Raw genomic sequence first — 18,843 nt, forward strand, 5'->3', positions numbered from 1 at the left:
CCCATCCCCCGGCTCGGATGGACCGCTGGGGCGGGGCTGCTTTTACGGGCGGTCCACGACCTGGCGCTTATTCCAGGGGCTGAAGCCTGCGCCTGGCTCGGCCTTGCGCGCAGGGATGGGCCTGTTGTGCCAGGTCAATGACAGCGGCCCGCTGAGGACGAAGAGACGCGCCGCAGCAGATTACGCCCGCGCCAGCTACCCCTACTTTGGCTGATCATGGCACTGGGATTCCCCGGCTTCCGGTCCGGTGCAGGAGGACCTGGGCGCATTTCGCCCGTCATGTGCGAGCACTGCGGCACCGACCGCCATCTCGACATCAAAGCGGTGACGGATCTTCCCGACCATCCTGCCGACGTCGTCGTGGCCTCCTATACCTGCGGCCGGTGCGGGCTCTTCAGTGAGCACCCTGCCCGGGTGGCTGACCTTTCAATGGTCCTGGGCCGCCGGGAACAAACAGGGGACCTGCTGATTTTCGGCTGGCACTACCTGCACTGCGGAGAGTTGATGAAAAAGACCGGTTCTGAACTGCGCCGCCTGTCCGCGTCCGTAAGCAGCGACAGTGCACCCGGGGACACGCGCGACGTCTACCTCTCCACCCGGGTCTTGAAATGCCGGTGCGGCTTTCGGCTGGAGGTGCCCGAATGAGCGCCACGTCTGCGAACTCGTTCGGGCCAAGCCTCGCCACTGGGCTGCAGCCGGGAGTACGTCACCGATTTGGGCCGCTGAATAGCCGCCGAACATCCGGTTCGGTAACAACCGGGCAAAGGCTGCCCGGAGGGATAGAGCGGTCGGTTCAAGTGCAGTTCCGCGGACTCGGCGCAGGCGACATGGGCCAGTTCCAGAGTTTGGGAGTGAGATGGGTGCGGACAGTGAGGCCTGGGCAGAACCGCTGAGCGAAGACGCCCGATATTTCCCGTTGCGGGTGCAGCAGTCATGGGCTGATGTGGTGTTCCTTCATTGGAGGATTCCCGTGCCAGTAGCGCAGCCTTACATGCCCCCGGGTGTCGAGCCTGACGTATATGCCGGTATGACGTGGGTCGGCCTGATCGGCTTCCGGGTTACGGGCACCTGCCTGGGGCCGCGCCTATGTCTTCCCTATGCCGGAACGTTCACGGAGGTCAATGTCCGCCTGTATTCCCGTGACGCTGCGGGGCGGCACGGCGTGGTGTTCCTGTCCTTGGACGCCGACAGGCTCGCGTTCGTGCTGGCCGCCCGTGCCGCCGGAGTGCCGTACGTGTGGTCCCGCTGCCGCCCCACGACGATGCGCGGCACCTCCCCGGGATACGGATACGAAGTGGAGCGGTTCCGCGGGCAGGGGAAGTCCTCATTCGGCGCCTATCCTGACATGGACCACCCGGCTCTGGACGGATTGTCACTCTGGCTTACAGCCCGCTTCGGACTGCATACCCGTGTCGGGCGGCGGGTCTTTTACCTCCCCATCGCCCACCGGCCCTGGCCGCTGTATTGCGCTCCGGCCGCCACAGTGGAAGACACGCTGGTCCGCGCCGCCGGCATCAGGGTCCACGGCCCGCCTGACTCCGTGCTGTACTCCCCCGGTGTCCGGACGCAGTTCGGACAGCCCCGGCAGGTTCTCGGCTGAGCGTAGGACAGCATAACCGGGACAGGCGCCGGAAGAGCGGGCCGGCAGCACGCGCAGCTGCGGGGACGGAAGAGATACTCCCTCGGGCCCGGCCGCTCCTTTCGGTGATCACGGCCGCCTGGCCGCTAGGGTACACCGGTCAGCGGGGAGGTGGCAGACGATCAGTCCTATCGCTGGAACGAATAGGACCATCACTGGGGCTTCCGGCTCTGCACCCCTTTCTGGGAAGATCGCCTCACTGCAGCGTTGCGGAGTTGAGGCCCTGGAGTTCGCGCCTCCAAACTCCGGTGTCAGGCTCGCGGCCGGTCCCTGGCCTGCTGCTTGCCTTGCTGCCATGTTGGTACACGCAGGTGATGAGAAAGGCGCGAGAATGACCGAAGACCAGTTTCCTGTCGAAGAACCTGATGCTGTCCGGCATGACGGCATCCTTGCCGACCAAGGGCAAGGCGCTGCCGGCAGGGGACGGGAAGAGCCTCTTCTGCAGGACGATACGGTATCGGGAGAGGAAGAGGACTTCCTCAGTGAGCAGACTCCGCACGTCGAAAAGCAGCAAGGGACAGATGCGCCGACGCTGGAGGAGGCCGCTGCAGCGACCGACCCCGGCAAAGCGCCCACCGGCGAGGAACCGGGTCCCGGTGACGACCAGTCAGACCTGGGTTCTCCGCTGAGCCTGTTCGACCCGGACGACCTGGAGCGCTGACTCCCGAACAGCACTTTCGCGGTGCCCCCAATACGCGGTAGAAGTAGGGCTCCCCGGCTTCAGTGATTGATGCACGAAGGCCGGAAAGTACGAGTCGTTGAACGGCTCGAACCAGTCCTTGAGCTCCATCGGGGCGAGATCGAGCTGCCTGTTGCGTTCAACATCGCCTTCGAACCCGTCCATCGCGTTCTACTACAGCATTTCACTGTCCGTGTCTTCGAGCATGCGTTCCTCCAGCCGGCCGCGCCAGCCGTCGGCCAGGTCAAGGCCGTACAGGCCTTGGATGACTTCCACCTGGTCCAGCAGGCACCGGACCGCCAGCTCCTGGGCCATACCCCCGACCGCGCCAAGAAAGTGGCCCACTGCGGGCATGAGTGGCCGCTGCCCATTCAGGGAACAAGCGCCCTGCTCCCTCGAATCCCTGATTTTGCTCGGCGCAGGGCAAGAGGGGCCGGGCCAAGGCTTTCGGAAAACGGGACGTCTGATCCGGACGGGGCCAGGCGAAAAGCTTTGTCCGCACCCCTCCGTCGTCACGCATCCGCGGACCAGCTGTCGCGATTTGGGGCAGAGGCGACGATTTTTACGACGTCACTCTCGTGTACAAGGCGCCTGCCCGCTCCATTATCGAGCCAGATCCAGAACGATGAACCATCTGGCATCCACTCATCAATGACGCCACCCCCAATGTGGTGGCCGTGGCTGAACAGATCCACATGGCTTCCCTCCGGAATGAACTCAAATGCAACTTTCATCGATTCAGGATCTTGGGCTCCAGTCACGGGTGAGGGATCCCCATCTCACACGATTCCCGCGTCACTCCGTAGGGCACATCGGCGCTCACGGCCACGCTGAAAGACCCAGCAGAATGCCGCGTTACCAGGATGCCATGCCTGCCGTCCGTCATGGCTCGCCGTTGGACTAACTCGACGGCCCTGCCCAAGTCCTCGTCGATCAACCGCGGCTTGTCCCCCGTGACGCGATAGACATGCCCGGTCTCCGTGCCCGTGATCATTCTGCGGTTCCGCTCTCTCTCGTGCTGGGGACTCGTCGCCATGATGTCCGCCTCAATGCGATCTCTTTTCGAACCGCGGGTCACCAGTCGCTGGGCGCATGCCCACATTCAGCCCAACCACGGATTGACCCGCGATGAGACGGACAACGCTGTGGTTCCCGTTCCGGCTTCCACCATCGGCGGCTCTCTAAAATCCTACGGCCGGTGACGCGGAGAGCAGCGGGTGGCAGCTTTCAGTTCGTGCAATCTTTGAACCTCAAAGAGGCCTCTCGTGCAAAGCATTGGCATAGCCACTGCCAGAAACCAGCAGGCACCAACCGCGGCCTGTCTCTCCCACTGCGCCTGGAGTGGTGGCGGGTCATCTGTGCCGGCCCCTGGGCCTGATCGTTTCTCAAGTGTCGAATGGGTGCGGCGACGGCTGGATGGGCCAAGATATTGCCCGGGCTGGGGCCACGGCTGCAGAACGGATCCTGGAAACAACCGGACGACCTCTGAGGCGGATTTCAGGCGCAGGACAGTGGCTGGCGGCTACTTACTGGGGCCCGGTTTCGTGGAGGGGACTTCGCGCAGCAGTCGCGGGCAGCGCCGCCGCGCAAGATGCCTGGCATCCGCTCTAAGTCCCGATCAGTTTCCTGAGTTCATGCGCGCGGCTTCGCAGCGCTTCGGGGTTCTCCTGCACGTCCTTAAGAGAGAAGTCACTTGATTCTTTGACGGCGCGGCGCATGGCTTGCAGGCTCTTGAATCCGCTGGCCTCTGCTATGCCTGCCAGGGAACGCCTCCTGGAGTTGGGGTCAGTGAGGAGATCGAGTGCCTCCAGTGTCCTGAGCGCGCGGATGTACGTGTTCACGGGCAGATGTTCATCTTCGAAGAGGTAGTAGAGTGCGCGGCGGGAAAGAAACGAGTAAGCCACCACCGCGTCAACATCAAGGTCTTGGTTTCTGTAGTTCCTGTGTATGAACTTCTTGACCGCCGCGAGGCGTGCCGGTTTGAGGTCGTCCGCGGCGGGGGCCTCCAGCAGGGAACTGGTCAGGGCCGCCATCATGGATCGGACGACCGGCTCGAGCCGGTGCACCTCCCGCTCGATACCAGTGCGCTGCCAGTCCGACAACCAGGGAAGAAGCAGTCCCCGGACCAGCGGGTTCTCCCGGATATCGGTCATTCTCTGCAGTCGATTCACCGACTTTTCGTCCAGGCCAAGCAGGCTACAGTCGATGTTGAGCTGCACCGTGCCCAACCCGGCGTGTGCGTTGAAGCCGCCGCCGGAAGACAGATCCAGAAACCTCACCGTGCCAGGAGAAATCACTTCTGAGCGGCCTGAGAAGTGAAATTCGGCCGATGAGGTTTTGAAATGTACAATCCTGATTTCTCCGGAACATGAATCCCGGTTCCAGTAGCCGGCCACTGGCTCGTTGACGAGCTCGACAATGCTGAAACCGGGACCATCCAGGCTTGAAGCGGTTGGATTGAAATTGCGATGCACTGAGTTTTCGACTTTTTCCAGCCGCATGGGAGTGTCAACCGCACTGCCATACCAAGTGCGCCAGTGTTCAAATCGTTCCTCCGGATTCAGCACGGCCGGAACGCCATAACGCCGAATCCGCGCACCCTGAGGTTCCCCCGCACCCAGCCCACCGGCGTCGTCGCCGGAGGCGGAGATGTATCCCATGGAACCTTCCCGCTGTTAAGAACGAAAACCATCTTCAATCTGCAGGGGCAGCCTGTCCCCTATTACTGCACCGGGAGTCCTCCGACCTGATGGTTCCTCCCGCCAGGGACTTGGGGGGCATACCTGCCGGGAGGAACCAGAGAAAAGCTATCAAACCACTTGCGGCCAAACAATTCGTGCACTAATCACAGAGGGGGTCTCTTCCAGCACATGCGCCGACAACGGCTGCGAGACGGGAAGGCACAAGCGGATACCAGACGACCCAGTGCCTCTCCCGGCAGGTGTGTTCGACGAGCAACCCCGGCTTCCATCCTGCTCTCTACCTGTCACTTCCCCCGCGTCACCGCTGCCTGCTGGCCAATTCTCAATACCTTGTTCTGACCCGCCGCCGCTCCGCGGTTCTGCTGACCCTCTCCTTCACACCCCCTTGTGCGAACGGGGGACTGTCCGATTTTCGGTGGATCCACGGTTGGCATTTAGTTGATTCTTCCGTCGAAGCTGATGGCGAAGGCGTTCAGGGCCGGCTTCCATCGTGTGGCCCATCGTGCCCTGCCTTTGCCTGTCGGGTCCAGTGCCCGGGTGGCGAGGTAGAGGCATTTCAGGGCCGCCTGCTCGGTGGGGAAATGGCCCCGGGCCCTGACGGCGCGCCGGTAGCGGGCGTTGACGGATTCGATGGCGTTGGTGCTGCAGATGACCCGCCGGATTTCGACGTCGTAGTCCAGGAACGGCACGAACTCGCTCCAGGCGTTCTCCCACAGCCGGGTGACCGCCGGGTACTGCCGGCCCCATTTGGTCGAGAACTCCACGAAGCGTTCCTTCGCTGCGGCCTCGGAAGGTGCCGTGTAGACCGGGCGCAGGTCCCGGGACATCTCGTCCCAGTACTGCCGGGCGGCGTAGCGGAAGGTGTTGCGAATCAGATGCACGATACAGGTCTGGACCACAGACCGCTCCCAGACCGTGGTGATGGCCTCGGGCAGGCCCTTGAGCCCGTCGCAGACCGTGATGCAGACGTCCTCGACGCCGCGGTTCTTGATTTCGGTCAGCACCGAGAGCCAGAACTTTGCCCCTTCGCCGCCGTCCCCGGCCCATAGCCCGAGGATGTCGCGTTCGCCGTTGACGCTGACGCCGATCGCGACGTAGACCGGCCGGTTGGTGACCTGCCCGTCGCGGACCTTGACGTGGATCGCGTCGATGAACACCACCGGGTAGACCCGGTCCAGGGGCCGATTCTGCCACTCGGTCATCTCGCCGATGACCTTCTCCGTGATCCGCGAGATGGTGTCCTTGGAGACCCTGGCACCGAACACCTCGGCGAAGTGGGCCGCGATCTCCCCGGTGGTGAGGCCCTTCGCGCTCAGTGACAACACGATCTCATCCACGCCGGTCAGCCGCCGCTGGCGCTTCTTCACGATCTGCGGAGCGAAGGTCGAGCCGGTATCCCGCGGCACGTCGATCTCCACCGGCCCGATCTCGGTCAGCACGGTCTTCGTGCGGGTGCCGTTGCGGGAGTTCCCGCTCCCGCGCCCGGACACGTCGTGCTTTTCGTATCCGAGGTGTTCGTCCATTTCCGCTTCCAACGCGGTCTCCAGGACGTTTTTCGTGAGCCGGTTCAACAACCCGTCAGGGCCGACAAGGTCGATGCCCTGCTCCCTGGCCTGGGCCAGGAGCTGCTGTGCTAACTCTTGCTGATCCACATCAGTCGCCATGGGATCCATGGTGTCGCTCATGATCGGTCCTCCCCGCCAGGCAACGCCCGGCGTGTCAGGCCAACCACGGATCCACCGTTATTCAGACAGTCCCGCGAACGGTCGTTCAGACATAGGTCGGCTTATCCGAGGCCGGCGGGTTCCTGGTGGCCGTCGCCGTCGACGGTCCGGCCGGTGACGGGTTTGCGGGAGAGGCAGACTGCCCCGGCTTCGGGTCCGGTTGACGTGGCGGCGGCGATGGCGTCGTGGTCATCGGCTTTGGAGTATGCGTGGCGGAGATGGACCGGTTCGATGGGTTCGCCTGCGAGTTTTTCCTGACGTCGCTTGTGGGTCAGGTTCAGGGCTTCGACGATGATGGCGAAGGCCATGGGCCCGTAGATCAGGGCTTTGTCGATCTTGACCTCGAAGCCGTCGGCGATGAGGAAGGATCCGATCAGCACCAGGAAGGCCAGGGCCAGCATTTTCACGGTGGGGTGCCGGTTGACGAAGGCGAAGATGAACTTCGAGGAGAAGAGCATGACGCTGAAGGACAGCAGGACCGCGGTGACTATGACCAGGAGGTTGTCCACCATGCCGACGGCGGTGATCACCGAATCGAAGGAAAACACCATGTCGAGCAGGATGATCTGGGTCAGCACGGCACCGAACGTTACGCTGGCGACCCGGCCCGGGCCGTGTGACTCACGCCCTTCGAGTTTTTCGTGGATCTCGGTGACTGCTTTGTAGACCAGGAACAGGCCGCCGAAAATCAGGACCAGGTCCCTGCCGGAAAAGCCCTGCCCGAAGAGCTCGAACAGTGAATATTGGCTCTTGAAGGGTCCATGTGTGGGGCGGGTTAGCGCCGGGGTCCGGGCCCACGATTTGCGCTGTTCAGCGCCGGTGTTGGTGTGGTTGAGCGCCACCTGTAAGGCTCCTTCCACCGCGTGACGGCCACGTGGTGGAAGGAGTACCGGTAATGGTACGGAAGATCAGGGCGAAGCTCGTCTTACAGTTGCGCAACCAGGGCCTGTCCGGCAGAGCGATCTCGCTTGCTCAGGGCATGTCCAGGCACAGCGTTCAGGCGGTGATCGATGCTGCGGATCAGCTCGGGCTCGGTTGGGACGACGTTGCGGAGAAATCTGAGGGCGAGGTGTATCTGGCGCTGTTTCCCGGCCGCGGGGTGCGGGAGAGCGTGTTCGCCCAGCCGGACTGGGTCCAGGTGCACCGTGAGCTGGCAAGGGTCGGGGTGACGTTGAAGCTGCTGCACCAGGAGTATCTTGACGGGTGCAGTCGGGCCGGGCAGGCGGCGATGAGTTATGACCGGTTCTGCAGGCTTTACGGCGATTACGCCAACGTCACTGGCGCGTCGTCTCGGGTCGGGCATAAGGCCGGCCGCAGCGTCGAGGTCGACTGGTCCGGGCCTACGATGCAGGTCATTGACCCGGCAACGGGAGAGATCTCGAAGGTGTATCTGTTCGTCGCGTGCCTGCCGTTCAGCAGGTATGCGTTCGTGGAGGCGACGTTGGATATGCGGCAGGAGTCATGGCTGCGCGCGCATGCGGCGATGTTCGCATTCTTCGGCGGCACGGTCCCGCGGCTCGTCCCGGACAACCTCAAGACCGGGGTGATCTCTCACCCGCGCGAGGGCGAAGTCGTCCTCAACGACGCCTACCGGGAGATGGCGGCGCATTATTCGGCGGCGGTACTACCGGGCCGGGTGCGGCACCCGAAAGACAAAGCGAGCGTCGAAAACACTGTTTCGCACATCGCCACTTGGGTGATTGCGGGTCTGAGGCAGGAGCAGTTCACCAGCCTGGCGCAGCTGCGGGCCCGGATTCGGGAGCAGATCGATGCCTACAACCGACAGCCGTTCCAGAAGCGGGAGGGCTCCCGGCTGAGCGTGTTCACGGCCGAGGAGAAGCCGCTGCTGCAACCGTTGCCGGCGGTGGCTTTCGAGATCAGCACCTGGACCTATGGGCGCAAAGTGGGCCGGAACGGACACGTGGTCTGGGCAAAAAACTTCTACTCCGTCCCGTTCACCCACATCGGCGCGCGCGTTGATCTTCGCGTCACGGACACCATGCTCGAGATTTATCGGGGTGATGAGCGCCTGACCAGCCACCTGCTGGTGCCCGTGACGACGACGAACCAGTATCGGACGAACGAAGCCGACCTGCCCGAGGGACACGGCTGGCAAGCTTGGGACCGAGCCCGGATCGACGCCTGGGCGTTACGGCTGGGACCGGCGACCGGGACCGTGATCGAGAAGATCTTCGAGTCTGCCCGCATCGAGGAAGCTGGCTACGACCCAGCCCTGGCGGTCCTGCGCCTGTCTCGCAGGTTCTCACCAGCCCGGGTGGAAGCCGCATGCCAGCTCGCGCTGCGCGGGCCGATACGATCGCCCCGTTACGCCCACCTGCGGCCGATCCTGGACACCGGGCAGGACAAAACCGGGCACGTCGAGGAGCCTGATGCCGACGATGGCGGCGGATACGTGCGCGGCAGCTCCTACTACGCAGGAGGGACCCGATGAGCCGCCTGGACACGGAAACCAAACGCAAGCTGCGGGAGATGAATGCGGGCGAGCTGCTGGAGGCCATCGATACCCAAGACGAGACGCTGAGCATTAGCCTGCCGTTCGAAGATCGTCTCCGGCTGGTCGTCGATGACGCCTACGCATCGTTCACCCATGCCAAAGTCACCGGCCTGATCCGGCGGGCGGGGCTGCGTTACCCGAACGCTGACCTGCGCCGCATCGACCTCCTTGACGAGCGCGGGCTTGACCGGCCGCTGTTGAGCCAGCTCGGCACCTGCTCGTTCGTGGCCAGGCACCAGAACGTTGTCTTCCAAGGGTTCACCGGGTCGGGGAAGTCCTACCTGGGATGCGCGATTGCTAAGCGCGCCTGCGAACACCGCATCCGCGCCCATTACGTCCGCATGCCCGACCTCGAGGAAGCCTGGGTCGCCGCCCAAGACACCCCTGGTGGATCCGGCAAGTTCCTGCGCAAATATGCGGCATTTACCCTGCTCGTCATTGATGAGTGGCTGCTGGATCGACCTACGGAATCGCTGCGCACCATGCTGCTGGAATTGATGGAACGCCGCTACGGGGAGACGTCAACAGTATTCTGCACCCAGTACTCGCAGAAGGACTGGCACCAGCGGCTCGGCTCCGGCGTTCACGCCGACGCGATCATGGACCGGATCATCCACAACACGATCTGGGTCGAGACAGGCAGCTACAACATGCGCGAGCACACGGCACTCGTAACCGCCTAGCAACCGTCACGGAGGGCGTCAGCGGCGCCAGGCCATACGACCGCTGGCGCTCTCTCGCACGAACCCCGGCGCTGAACCGCACGAACAGGTGGCGCTCAAAGCTTCAAATACTCAGAACAGGGCTCGCACGTCTTGACAAGGGCGTGCACGTCGGCCGCCCGGAGGGCATTTCAGCCTAGTGCAAAGAAATCAGGGTGATGATTTTCCCTCGTTCACCGACGCCAGCCATCCCATGCTCTGGCCCGAAGGATGCCCCACCCCTCAGCCACGCTCCCCGCTTGACGGCGTAAGAGAGAACAGAGCGTCCACGCGCCTGCATGGAATGATGCTTTGACGGCAAAGGTCTGCACCCATCGAAACCAATAACGCTTCTTCTCGTCCTGAAGAGCCCTAGACTTTTCAACGTTCCCCGTTCCACCCCGCCGGCTCCCCCATACCGGCGGGGTGGGATCTTCACCGACCAGGCGCGCTGCCTCGGCAACCCAGGCCGGGTGGGCGGTTTACTGTCCTCAGTGGAGGGCTAAGGACAAAACGCCCTTGGAGTAATTCAAGAAGCCGCTCGCTTTCAAGAGGATCCGGACATCAGATCCGTCATCGAGCCCGGGGGTGCTGGCCGGCTGTCTGGAGAACGCCCGGGCAACACAAGCTTGCTGAAGTCTCTACCGAGGCCGTTCCGGAGGTAACCCAGCATTGAACTGCACGAACACGCCTAATTGCCCGGGCCGCGAATACCTCATTCGCGCTACTCGAGGGCAGCTTCAGACCTGGGGACCTCTATGAGCGACCTTGGCCTGGCGGTGATAATCGAGGACGACGCCGACATGCGCAATCTCTTGGAGGCGGTCCTCCTGCAGTCAGGATTTGAAGTCTGTTCAGCGGCGCATGGAAGGGCGGGCGTTGAACTCGTCCGACGTCAAAATCCCAACGTCGTCACGGTAGATGTTGGCCTCCCGGACATTGACGGCTTCGAAGTCCTGAGGCGAATTCGCGATTTCAGCGACGCCTACGTTGTCATGCTGACGGGCAGGCATGAAGAGGGCGATGTTTTAACGGCATTTCACGGTGGGGCAGATGATTACATCACCAAACCGTTCCGTCCGCGTGAGTTGCGGGCACGGCTTATGGCCGTGATGCGTAGACCTCGTTACGCATCCTCCAGTATGGCCCTGCCCGTGCCTGATCCCATGCCTTCGTCACCCGGGGAAGTATACGATGAGCTGGTCATCCGGCACAACGGGTTGGAACTTAATCACAAGACCCGGACAGTCATGGTTCGAGGGTCCGCCATAAGTCTGACACGAAGCGAGTTCACTCTCCTTCACGAGCTGTTACGTGTGGCAGGAAGGGTCTGCTCCAGGACGCGTCTCGTTCGAGTACTCCACACTGAGTACAGCCGGTACGGCATGTACATCAGTCAAGTCGATGAACGGGCAGTAGAGGCCCATATCGGTAATCTTCGCCGCAAGCTAAGCGATAACCAGCAGTACCCGCGCTGGGTAGAGACGGTGCGCGGTGTGGGATATCGGCTCGCACCCGTCAAAGCACACCCGCAGAACGGGGCAACGTGAAGGTGGCGACGAGGTCGGTTCGGCGCTTGTTCAATCCAGGTTATCGGCGCTCGAAGCCGGGCGTAGCCCGTATGGCCTGTTCATGGCTATGGCCTGGGCCTGTTCACCTGGAGAATTTCTTGGCTCAACTTGTTAGGGGTCATCGCGCTCAGATTCCTGCTCGTGGAGTCCAGTCCGTTCGCGGTTGGCGCGTCAATGGTGCTCCCGGCAGGTCGTCGCTCCTGTCGTTTTATGGTAGCTTGCCGTGATGAAGCGGATCCAGGTGGGCCTCGTGGCCGACCCTGCCTCGCCCACGGAGATCGCACGCCTACTGAGTGACCTCGAGCCGCCGGGCGGCGAGGATCGCGGCACCTGGGATATCGAGATCGTGAGCGAGCCATTCACCATGGGTTCCGAGGATGTCGACACTGCGTTGGTGCGGCTTCGGGACCAGGCCCGTCAGCACGAATGGGACGTCGTGATCGGGCTGACCGAGCTTCCGTTTCGCGACGAGGATGACGGCCGGTACCTGCTGGCTGAGACCGACCCACAACGCCGCACGGCTGTGCTGTCGCTGCCGGCGCTCGGCGGGCTCCGTATGCAGCAACGTGCCCGGCATGCAGTGCACGCTCTCGCCAGCGGCATGGCCGAGAACACGCGGGACGAGCACAGCGGGCCGCTCCCCCGCTTCACTAGCCGCTGGCGCTTGCTCGTGGGCATGGTGCTCGCCAACCGTCCGTGGCTCCTCGTGCCCGGGCTCAAGTCCGCGCTCGTGGCAGCATTGGCAACGGGAGCGGTTGCCACGATCAACTCCACGGTTTGGCTGCTGGCCGGCTCCCTGTCGTGGTGGCGCCTCGTGGTCGCGATGATCGCCTCCATCGCGCTCGTTGTTGCCTGGCTCGTGATCGACGGGGAACTATGGGACCGCCCCGACGACAACTCTGCGGAGGCCAGGGAAAGGTCCCGTCTCTACAACACCTCGACGTTGGTGACCCTGACCATCGGGGTGCTCATCTGCTATCTGGCGCTCTACGTGGTGAACCTGGCCTGGGCGCTGTTTGTCCTCGATCCTGCTGTAATGGGCGGCTACCTCCACGTATCGCTCGGCTATGGCGACCTGTTCGTGCTGACCTGGTTTGTCGCGTCGGCGGCGACCGTCGGCGGCGCCCTTGGCACCGGCCTGGAGTCGGATGAAGCAATCCGCGCGGCCGCGTACTCAAAACGCGAGGAGGAGCGCCGCAGCCGGCTCGCACGCGACCGGACCTAGACGGCTGAACCTAGCCTGGTCTGCTCTTCACCCGGCAGGACCGCGACCGCCTTAACCGGCGGCAGGTCTTCAACGCAGCATCGAACATACATTTTTCGGGCTACCTCTCGACACCCTAAGTAAGTGTGCTTAGCATTGAGGCTCATCAGTTTCTCTTTTGCGTACAGACCGGCAAGGCGGGTTTTTCCCGGACACCCTGCCGACTGAATACCCTTGGCCTCCCGAGCCCTTGGTGGTTCAGGGGCCTCAATCCTCGTTCCCCCATCTCCTCGCCAGCTCCAATAAGCGTATCCGGGTGACACTGCGCCCCCTTTCCGGGCCGCCCTTGTGCAGTCCCTTGGCTTTGCAGCGCGCCCGGAAGTTACGACTACTGGGCAACGGCCGGGATGGGATAAAAGAAAAGAGCGGAAAAGTGAAGGCAGTAGTTTACAAAGGACCGAACGACGTCAGCGTCGAGGACGTACCGGATGCCAAAATCGAGCACCCGGCCGATGTGCTGGTGCGGATTACCGCGACAAATATCTGCGGCTCAGACCTCCACATGTATGAGGGCCGGACCAGTTTCGAACCCGGACGCACCTTTGGACACGAGAACCTTGGCGAGGTGGTCGAGACCGGCCCGGCGGTGAGAAAAGTGCAGGTGGGCGAACGTGTGGTGCTGCCGTTTAACATCGCCTGCGGATTCTGTAAGAACTGCGACCGCGGATTCACCAATTACTGCCTGACCATGCAGCCCGAGCCCCAGCTCGCCGGCGCAGCCTACGGGTTCGCGGACATGGGCCCGTACCAGGGCGGGCAGGCCGAATACCTGCGGGTGCCGTACGGGGACTTCAATTGCCTGCGCCTGGGCGAGGACTCAGTGGAGAAAGAGCTCGACTATGTCATGGTCGCCGACATCTTCCCCACCGGCTGGCATGCCACCGAGCTGGCCGGGGTGTACCCGGGAGACTCCGTGGTCATTTACGGTGCAGGACCGGTCGGCCTCATGGCAGCCTACTCGGCGATCATCAAAGGCGCCGGCAAAGTCATGGTCGTGGACCGCCAAAGCGACCGCCTGAAGCTGGCCGAACAGATCGGTGCCATCCCTGTGGATGATTCCGCAGTGGACCCTGTCGAGTTCGTCAAGGACCAGACCATGGGATTCGGGGCCGACCGGGGCTGCGAATGCGTTGGATACCAGGCCCATGACCCGGGCGGAAACGAACAGCCTAACCTGACCCTGAACCGGCTCGTAGACTCGGTCCGGTTCGTCGGTGGCCTGGGTGTAGTAGGTGTGTTCCTGCCCCAGGACCCTGGGGCCCCCGACAAGCTTGCCCAGCAGGGGCAGGTGGCCTTCGACTACGGAAACTACTGGTTCAAGGGACAGACGATGGGCTCGGGTCAGTGCCCGGTCAAGAAATACAACCGGGCCCTGCGCGACCTCATCGCCGGCGGAAAGGCCAGCCCCTCTTTCATCGTCAGCCACGAGCTGCCGCTGGACCAGGCCCCCGAGGGCTACAGGAACTTCGACAGCCGCGAAGACGGCTGGACCAAAGTCGTCCTCCACCCAGCCAACGCCTGAGAGAGCCCGGACAGGAGAATTTCGATGCCGGAACGAACTATTCCCCGGAGGCGGTACTGATGCGGTCAATGGTGTATCGCGGGCCCTACAAGGTGCGCGTGGAAGAAAAGGACATACCGCCGATCGAGCACCCTAATGACGCGATCGTGCGCGTGACGCTGGCCGCGATCTGCGGATCCGACCTGCACCTTTATCACGGCATGATGCCGGACACCCGGGTGGGGATGACGTTCGGGCATGAGTTTGTGGGCACGGTGCATGAGGTGGGTTCCTCCGTGCAGAACGTGGCGGTCGGCGACCGGGTGATGGTGCCGTTCAACGTCTACTGTGGCTCCTGCTACTTCTGCTCCCGTGGCCTGTACTCCAACTGCCACAACGTGAACCCGAACGCGACGGCGGTGGGCGGCATCTACGGCTACTCCCACACCTGCGGAGGGTACGACGGCGGCCAGGCAGAATTCGTCCGTGTCCCCTTCGCGGACGTGGGGCCTTCGAAGATTCCTGACTGGATGGACGAAGAGGACGCCGTGCTGCTCACCGACGCCTGCCCCACCGGCTACTTCGGCGCCCAACTGGGCGACATCGTTGAGGGCGACACCGTGGTGGTGTTCGGGGCCGGGCCCGTCGGCCTGTTCGCGGCCAAGTCCTCCTGGCTGATGGGTGCAGGGCGCGTGATCGTCATCGACCACCTGGAGTACCGGCTGGAAAAGGCGCGGACCTTCGCGCACGCCGAGACATACAACTTCGCCGAGTACGACGACATCGTGGTGCACCTGAAGAAGGAGACCGACTACTTGGGCGCCGACGTCGTCATTGACGCCGTGGGGGCCGAAGCGGACGGCAACTTCCTCCAGCACGTGACCGCCGCGAAACTGAAGCTGCAGGGCGGCTCCCCCATTGCCCTGAACTGGGCTATCGATTCGGTCCGGAAAGGCGGGACGGTATCCGTGGTGGGGGCCTACGGACCGCTCTTCAGCGCCGTGAAATTCGGCGACGCCATGAACAAGGGCCTGACTCTGCGGATGAACCAGTGCCCGGTCAAACGCCAATGGCCGCGGCTCTTCGAGCACATCCGCAACGGCTACCTGAAACCCAGCGACATCGTCACCCACCGCATCCCCTTGGAACACATCGCAGAGGGATACCACATCTTCTCCGCCAAACTGGACAACATCATCAAGCCGCTCGTAGTCGCCGGCCAGTCCTGAAAGGAGACCTGCACCATGACCGAGACAGCCACACCATACATCGCCAACAAACGCATCCCACCCAGGTCCGCCGAAGACCTCCGGGCCCAAATCCCAGGATGGGGCGCAGACCTCGACCCCGCCGACCGCCCCTCCTACCCCCGCGAACAACCCGGAATCGAGACAGGCGCGCGTTGGGACTTCCCCGAACGCCAACCCGAAAAATGGCCCCGGGAACGCTCCGTCGAACACGCATTCCTACCCCCGGTCTTCGGGACCTCCACGCCTCCCGCCGGGGTCTCCGGCGCCATCCGGAAATATGCCTACAAATACAGCGAAGGCCGGTCCGCGCACTGGCTGCTGCTCATCGCCGCTGACCGCGTGGACGCCACGGAGCACCACCTGAAGTCTCTGGCGACCCTGCACCCGGACAACCCCATCACCGAAACCGGAGTGCTCAGCGAGTTCTCCCACCACCCCGTCCAGTCCCGATACGGACAAAAACGCGCCGACACCAACCACCAATGGATCGACCCAATCATCGTCGCCGGACCCTGGGTGCTGGCGGCTGTAGGGCTCGCAGCGGCCTATAAGACCTTGCGAAAGGAGCGCACACAGCCTGACGAGTGATCTGCCAGGACGCCGAAGGGTGTCACCGGCGACGCATTTGCTGGTGACACCCGCACGTCATCCTTGGCCAAGGTTCGTGACCAAATTGATGGAGACCGAGGTCAGGACTGTGCCGAAGAAATACGACAGCAGAGCGGGAAGAAGAGTTTTGCGCACGCAGCGGGCTGTCGGGTCCATCGGCTCGCGGGGGCCGCGGGTCAGCCGGCGTAGGGGTCGGGGATGCCGATGTACTGGGTGTAGAGGTATTCCTCGATGCCTTCGAGGCCGCCTTCACGGCCCAGGCCGGACTGCTTGACGCCGCCAAACGGTGCTGCGGCATTGGAAATGACGCCGGCGTTCAGGCCCAGCATGCCGGTCTCGAGCCGCTCCCCCATTCGGATGCCGCGGTTCAGGTCCTTCGTGAAGACGTACGCCACCAGCCCGTATTCGGTGTTGTTGGCCAGGCGCACGGCCTCGTCCTCGGAGGAGAACGTGATGATCGGGGCGACCGGGCCGAAGATCTCCTCGGACAGGATCCGGGTTCCCTCGGTCACGCCCTTGAGGATGGTGGGCTGGTAGAAGTAGCCCGGCCCTTCGACCGGGGCGCCGCCCACCACGGCGGTGGCGCCGGCGGAGACGGCGTCGGTGACCAGTTCGTGGACCTTGTCCCGGCTCTTCGCGTCGATCAGCGGACCGACCTTGGATTCGGGCTCGGTGCCGCGGGCGGTGGTCATGTCCTTCATCTTCGCGGCGAACTTCTCCGCGAACTCGTCGGCAACGGACTCGTGCACGATGAAACGGTTCGCGGCGGTACAGGCCTCGCCCATGTTCCGCAGCTTGGCCAGCATGGCGCCGGCGACGGCGGCATCGACGTCGGCGTCCTCGAACACCACGAACGGGGCGTTGCCGCCCAGCTCCATCGAAGTCCGCAGGACCGTCTCGGAGGCGTCGGACAGCAGGCGCCGGCCCACCTCGGTGGATCCGGTGAAGGAGAGCTTCCGGAGGCGGGAGTCCTTGATCAGCGGGCCGGTGGTGGCGCCGGCCGTGGACGTGGGGATGACGTTCAGGACGCCGGCGGGCAGTCCGGCTTCCTGCATTACGGCAGCGAAGAGTTGTGAAGTCAGCGGGGTCAGGTTGGCGGACTTCAGCACCATCGTGCAGCCGGCCGCGACGGCGGGGGCGATCTTGCGGGTGGCCATGGCCAGCGGGAAGTTCCACGGCGTGATCAGCAGGCACGGGCCCACGGGCTTCTTGGTCACCAACAGACGGGATTTGCCGTCCGGGGAGACAGAGTAGCGGCCGAAGGCTCGGACGGCTTCCTCGGAGAACCAGCGCAGGAACTCGGCTCCGTAGGTGACCTCGCCGCGCGCCTCGGCCAGCGGCTTGCCCATCTCCAGGGTCATCAGCAGCGCGAAGTCCTCGGCCCGCTCGGTGACCAACTCAAACGCGCGACGCAGGATCTCGCCGCGCTCCCGCGCCGGCACCTTCGCCCACGACTCCTGGGCAGCGGCAGCCGCGTCAAGAGCCGCCATGCCGTCCTCCACCCCAGCATCGGCGATGCTCAGCAGGATCTTGCCACTGGCAGGGTCCTCAACCTCGAAGGTCTCGCCCGAGGCCGCCGGACGCCATTCGCCGTTGATCAGCAGGCCGGTCGGGACAGCCGACAATATTTCATTTTCACGCTCTAAGGCCGTAGACATGTTTCTCCTAGATTCCTTGGTGGCGCCGGGTTGGCGCAGTATTTCGTAGTGAGACCCAGCGCTGGGATGGGGGCAGGCCGCACCCGGGAGTTCCTGCTGGATCCGGTGGCGATCCTGCCCGGCGGGAGGGCCATTAGCCGCTGCTTCAGTAGCATCCAAGCGTCACCTGTTTGCCGAGCACTCCACGCGGGTCGCCAGCACTATCCCCAGCTTTGGTCCACCCGGAAAGCCGCCCCAGTCAGCGACGACGAGATCCGCTCCCGGCGAGAACCAGTGCAACCCGCAGCGTTCCCACCCGTCAGGCACAAGGCTTGTGGTGGGAACGCGAAAGGCGCGGGAGTCTAGTGCCGGTGAGCGGCCTGGGTTGCCGAGATCCAGAGCCAGCGTGCCGGCACCGACCCCGGGTTCCGGTAAGAGTGCGGCGTTCCGGGGTCGATCAGGACAGATTCGCCTGCCTGCAGGTTGTAGACGGTTTCCCCTGATTGGAGCTCGAGTTGCCCGTCCAGCATTACGAGGCATTCTTCCTCGTCCGGGTGCGCGTACGGTGCCACCCGTGAACCCTCGCCGGGCTCCAGCACCGCTTCGATGACCTGGATCGTTTTTGCGTTCGCAGGGGTGACGAGCCGGTCCCGGTAAACGCCGGATGGGTGCTTCACGAGGGCCCGGGGAGCGGGACTGGCCGCCAAATTTGTTTCATCAGCTTCGGCGAGCAGCAGCGACATGGGAACATTTAGTGCCCCTGCTATCCGCAACAATGACGAGAAGGATGGGTTGGCCTTTTGCCGTTCGACCTGGGAAATAAACCCTTCGGAAAGCCCTGTCTGACGCGCCAGCTCGAGAAGGGTCACGTCCTTGGACCTGCGGATTCTGCGGATACTGGGGCCAGGGGATGTGGCAGCGGGGGTGCCTCCGGAGTTGACCGTAGGCTCCGCGTCTTCCATGCCGATTGCTCCTTCGCCGATTGTGCCTGCCGATGACGGCTGGTCAGTACATGACCATATCAGTGGGATTGTGGTGGAACTCAGTGGGA

Annotated in this window: 17 protein-coding genes; 10 read left to right on the plus strand and 7 right to left on the minus strand. The window is 63.5% G+C overall.

The genetic code is table 11. The features are described from left to right. The first annotated feature begins 216 nt into the window (after positions 1–216). From CXZ05_RS02090 to CXZ05_RS02100, 3 genes are all read left to right on the plus strand, one after another. The gene (locus tag CXZ05_RS02090) at positions 217–645 is read left to right on the plus strand and encodes a hypothetical protein (RefSeq protein ID WP_146033029.1); all 429 of its coding nucleotides are present in this window, start codon (positions 217–219) and stop codon (positions 643–645) included. 211 nt (positions 646–856) lie between these two features. Beyond that, on the plus strand, positions 857–1,600 hold the full coding sequence (locus tag CXZ05_RS02095; RefSeq protein ID WP_102970979.1) for a DUF2071 domain-containing protein: 744 nt from the start codon (positions 857–859) through the stop codon (positions 1,598–1,600). A gap of 370 nt (positions 1,601–1,970) precedes the next feature. Further along, positions 1,971–2,300 carry a hypothetical protein gene (locus tag CXZ05_RS02100; protein WP_102970980.1) on the plus strand — a complete coding sequence of 110 codons (330 nt, stop codon included), beginning with the start codon at positions 1,971–1,973 and terminating at the stop codon, positions 2,298–2,300. A 192-nt stretch (positions 2,301–2,492) separates the two neighbouring features. On the opposite strand, the gene CXZ05_RS22945 is transcribed toward CXZ05_RS02100, so the two are convergent. The 5 genes from CXZ05_RS22945 to CXZ05_RS02120 all read right to left on the minus strand — a co-directional run bounded on the left by CXZ05_RS22945 (position 2,493) and on the right by CXZ05_RS02120 (position 7,586). Further along, entirely contained in the window at positions 2,493–2,633 is a 141-nt protein-coding gene (locus tag CXZ05_RS22945) for a hypothetical protein (protein ID WP_219726519.1), read from the minus strand. 197 nt (positions 2,634–2,830) lie between these two features. Further along, entirely contained in the window at positions 2,831–3,052 is a 222-nt protein-coding gene (locus CXZ05_RS23250) for a hypothetical protein (RefSeq protein ID WP_146033030.1), read from the minus strand. 873 nt (positions 3,053–3,925) lie between these two features. Further along, positions 3,926–4,978 carry a helix-turn-helix domain-containing protein gene (locus CXZ05_RS02110; protein ID WP_102970981.1) on the minus strand — a complete coding sequence of 351 codons (1,053 nt, stop codon included), beginning with the start codon at positions 4,976–4,978 and terminating at the stop codon, positions 3,926–3,928. Between the two features lie 476 nt (positions 4,979–5,454). Beyond that, the gene (locus CXZ05_RS02115; RefSeq protein WP_374754620.1) at positions 5,455–6,693 is read right to left on the minus strand and encodes an IS256 family transposase; all 1,239 of its coding nucleotides are present in this window, start codon (positions 6,691–6,693) and stop codon (positions 5,455–5,457) included. Between the two features lie 113 nt (positions 6,694–6,806). Further along, positions 6,807–7,586, minus strand: coding sequence for a TerC family protein (locus CXZ05_RS02120; RefSeq protein WP_258006408.1), 780 nt, complete (start codon positions 7,584–7,586; stop codon positions 6,807–6,809). Positions 7,587–7,639: 53 nt separating this feature from the next. Between CXZ05_RS02120 and istA the strand changes: the two genes are divergently transcribed. The 7 genes from istA (at position 7,640) to CXZ05_RS02155 (ending at position 16,134) form a co-directional block, all read left to right on the plus strand. Next, on the plus strand, positions 7,640–9,196 hold the full coding sequence (istA, locus tag CXZ05_RS02125) for an IS21 family transposase (protein ID WP_102970983.1): 1,557 nt from the start codon (positions 7,640–7,642) through the stop codon (positions 9,194–9,196). Beyond that, positions 9,193–9,942, plus strand: coding sequence for an ATP-binding protein (locus CXZ05_RS02130; RefSeq protein ID WP_102970984.1), 750 nt, complete (start codon positions 9,193–9,195; stop codon positions 9,940–9,942). Before istA ends, CXZ05_RS02130 begins: the two co-directional genes overlap by 4 nt. Before the next feature lie 776 nt (positions 9,943–10,718). Further along, a complete protein-coding gene (locus CXZ05_RS02135) occupies positions 10,719–11,510 on the plus strand; it encodes a response regulator transcription factor (RefSeq protein ID WP_102970985.1) in 792 nt (263 codons plus the stop codon). A 247-nt stretch (positions 11,511–11,757) separates the two neighbouring features. Continuing rightward, the gene (locus CXZ05_RS02140; RefSeq protein WP_180987230.1) at positions 11,758–12,756 is read left to right on the plus strand and encodes a hypothetical protein; all 999 of its coding nucleotides are present in this window, start codon (positions 11,758–11,760) and stop codon (positions 12,754–12,756) included. 412 nt (positions 12,757–13,168) lie between these two features. After that, positions 13,169–14,317 carry a glutathione-independent formaldehyde dehydrogenase gene (locus CXZ05_RS02145; RefSeq protein ID WP_102970986.1) on the plus strand — a complete coding sequence of 383 codons (1,149 nt, stop codon included), beginning with the start codon at positions 13,169–13,171 and terminating at the stop codon, positions 14,315–14,317. 59 nt (positions 14,318–14,376) lie between these two features. Then, positions 14,377–15,525: a zinc-dependent alcohol dehydrogenase gene (locus CXZ05_RS02150; protein ID WP_102970987.1), complete on the plus strand. Its 1,149-nt coding sequence runs from the start codon at positions 14,377–14,379 to the stop codon at positions 15,523–15,525. A gap of 15 nt (positions 15,526–15,540) precedes the next feature. Then, a complete protein-coding gene (locus CXZ05_RS02155) occupies positions 15,541–16,134 on the plus strand; it encodes a hypothetical protein (protein WP_102970988.1) in 594 nt (197 codons plus the stop codon). Between the two features lie 197 nt (positions 16,135–16,331). On the opposite strand, the gene CXZ05_RS02165 is transcribed toward CXZ05_RS02155, so the two are convergent. Both CXZ05_RS02165 and CXZ05_RS02170 read right to left on the minus strand, forming a co-directional pair. Then, the gene (locus CXZ05_RS02165; RefSeq protein WP_102970989.1) at positions 16,332–17,813 is read right to left on the minus strand and encodes an NAD-dependent succinate-semialdehyde dehydrogenase; all 1,482 of its coding nucleotides are present in this window, start codon (positions 17,811–17,813) and stop codon (positions 16,332–16,334) included. Between the two features lie 341 nt (positions 17,814–18,154). After that, positions 18,155–18,754 (minus strand): cupin domain-containing protein, encoded by a 600-nt coding sequence (locus CXZ05_RS02170; RefSeq protein ID WP_102970990.1) that lies wholly within the window; start codon positions 18,752–18,754, stop codon positions 18,155–18,157. Positions 18,755–18,843 lie beyond the last annotated feature (89 nt).

The organism is Arthrobacter sp. AFG20, from assembly GCF_002892795.1.
Classification (GTDB): Bacteria; Actinomycetota; Actinomycetes; order Actinomycetales; family Micrococcaceae; genus Arthrobacter.

Coding starts and splice junctions, on each gene's coding strand:
- CXZ05_RS02090 (WP_146033029.1), top strand. CDS start 217: ATGGCACTGGGATTCCCCGGCTTCCGGTCCGGTGCAGGAGGACCTGGG.
- CXZ05_RS02095 (WP_102970979.1), top strand. CDS start 857: ATGGGTGCGGACAGTGAGGCCTGGGCAGAACCGCTGAGCGAAGACGCC.
- CXZ05_RS02100 (WP_102970980.1), top strand. CDS start 1,971: ATGACCGAAGACCAGTTTCCTGTCGAAGAACCTGATGCTGTCCGGCAT.
- CXZ05_RS22945 (WP_219726519.1), bottom strand. CDS start 2,633: ATGGCCCAGGAGCTGGCGGTCCGGTGCCTGCTGGACCAGGTGGAAGTC.
- CXZ05_RS23250 (WP_146033030.1), bottom strand. CDS start 3,052: ATGAAAGTTGCATTTGAGTTCATTCCGGAGGGAAGCCATGTGGATCTG.
- CXZ05_RS02110 (WP_102970981.1), bottom strand. CDS start 4,978: ATGGGATACATCTCCGCCTCCGGCGACGACGCCGGTGGGCTGGGTGCG.
- CXZ05_RS02115 (WP_374754620.1), bottom strand. CDS start 6,693: ATGGATCCCATGGCGACTGATGTGGATCAGCAAGAGTTAGCACAGCAG.
- istA (WP_102970983.1), top strand. CDS start 7,640: ATGGTACGGAAGATCAGGGCGAAGCTCGTCTTACAGTTGCGCAACCAG.
- CXZ05_RS02130 (WP_102970984.1), top strand. CDS start 9,193: ATGAGCCGCCTGGACACGGAAACCAAACGCAAGCTGCGGGAGATGAAT.
- CXZ05_RS02135 (WP_102970985.1), top strand. CDS start 10,719: ATGAGCGACCTTGGCCTGGCGGTGATAATCGAGGACGACGCCGACATG.
- CXZ05_RS02140 (WP_180987230.1), top strand. CDS start 11,758: ATGAAGCGGATCCAGGTGGGCCTCGTGGCCGACCCTGCCTCGCCCACG.
- CXZ05_RS02150 (WP_102970987.1), top strand. CDS start 14,377: ATGCGGTCAATGGTGTATCGCGGGCCCTACAAGGTGCGCGTGGAAGAA.
- CXZ05_RS02155 (WP_102970988.1), top strand. CDS start 15,541: ATGACCGAGACAGCCACACCATACATCGCCAACAAACGCATCCCACCC.
- CXZ05_RS02165 (WP_102970989.1), bottom strand. CDS start 17,813: ATGTCTACGGCCTTAGAGCGTGAAAATGAAATATTGTCGGCTGTCCCG.
- CXZ05_RS02170 (WP_102970990.1), bottom strand. CDS start 18,754: ATGGAAGACGCGGAGCCTACGGTCAACTCCGGAGGCACCCCCGCTGCC.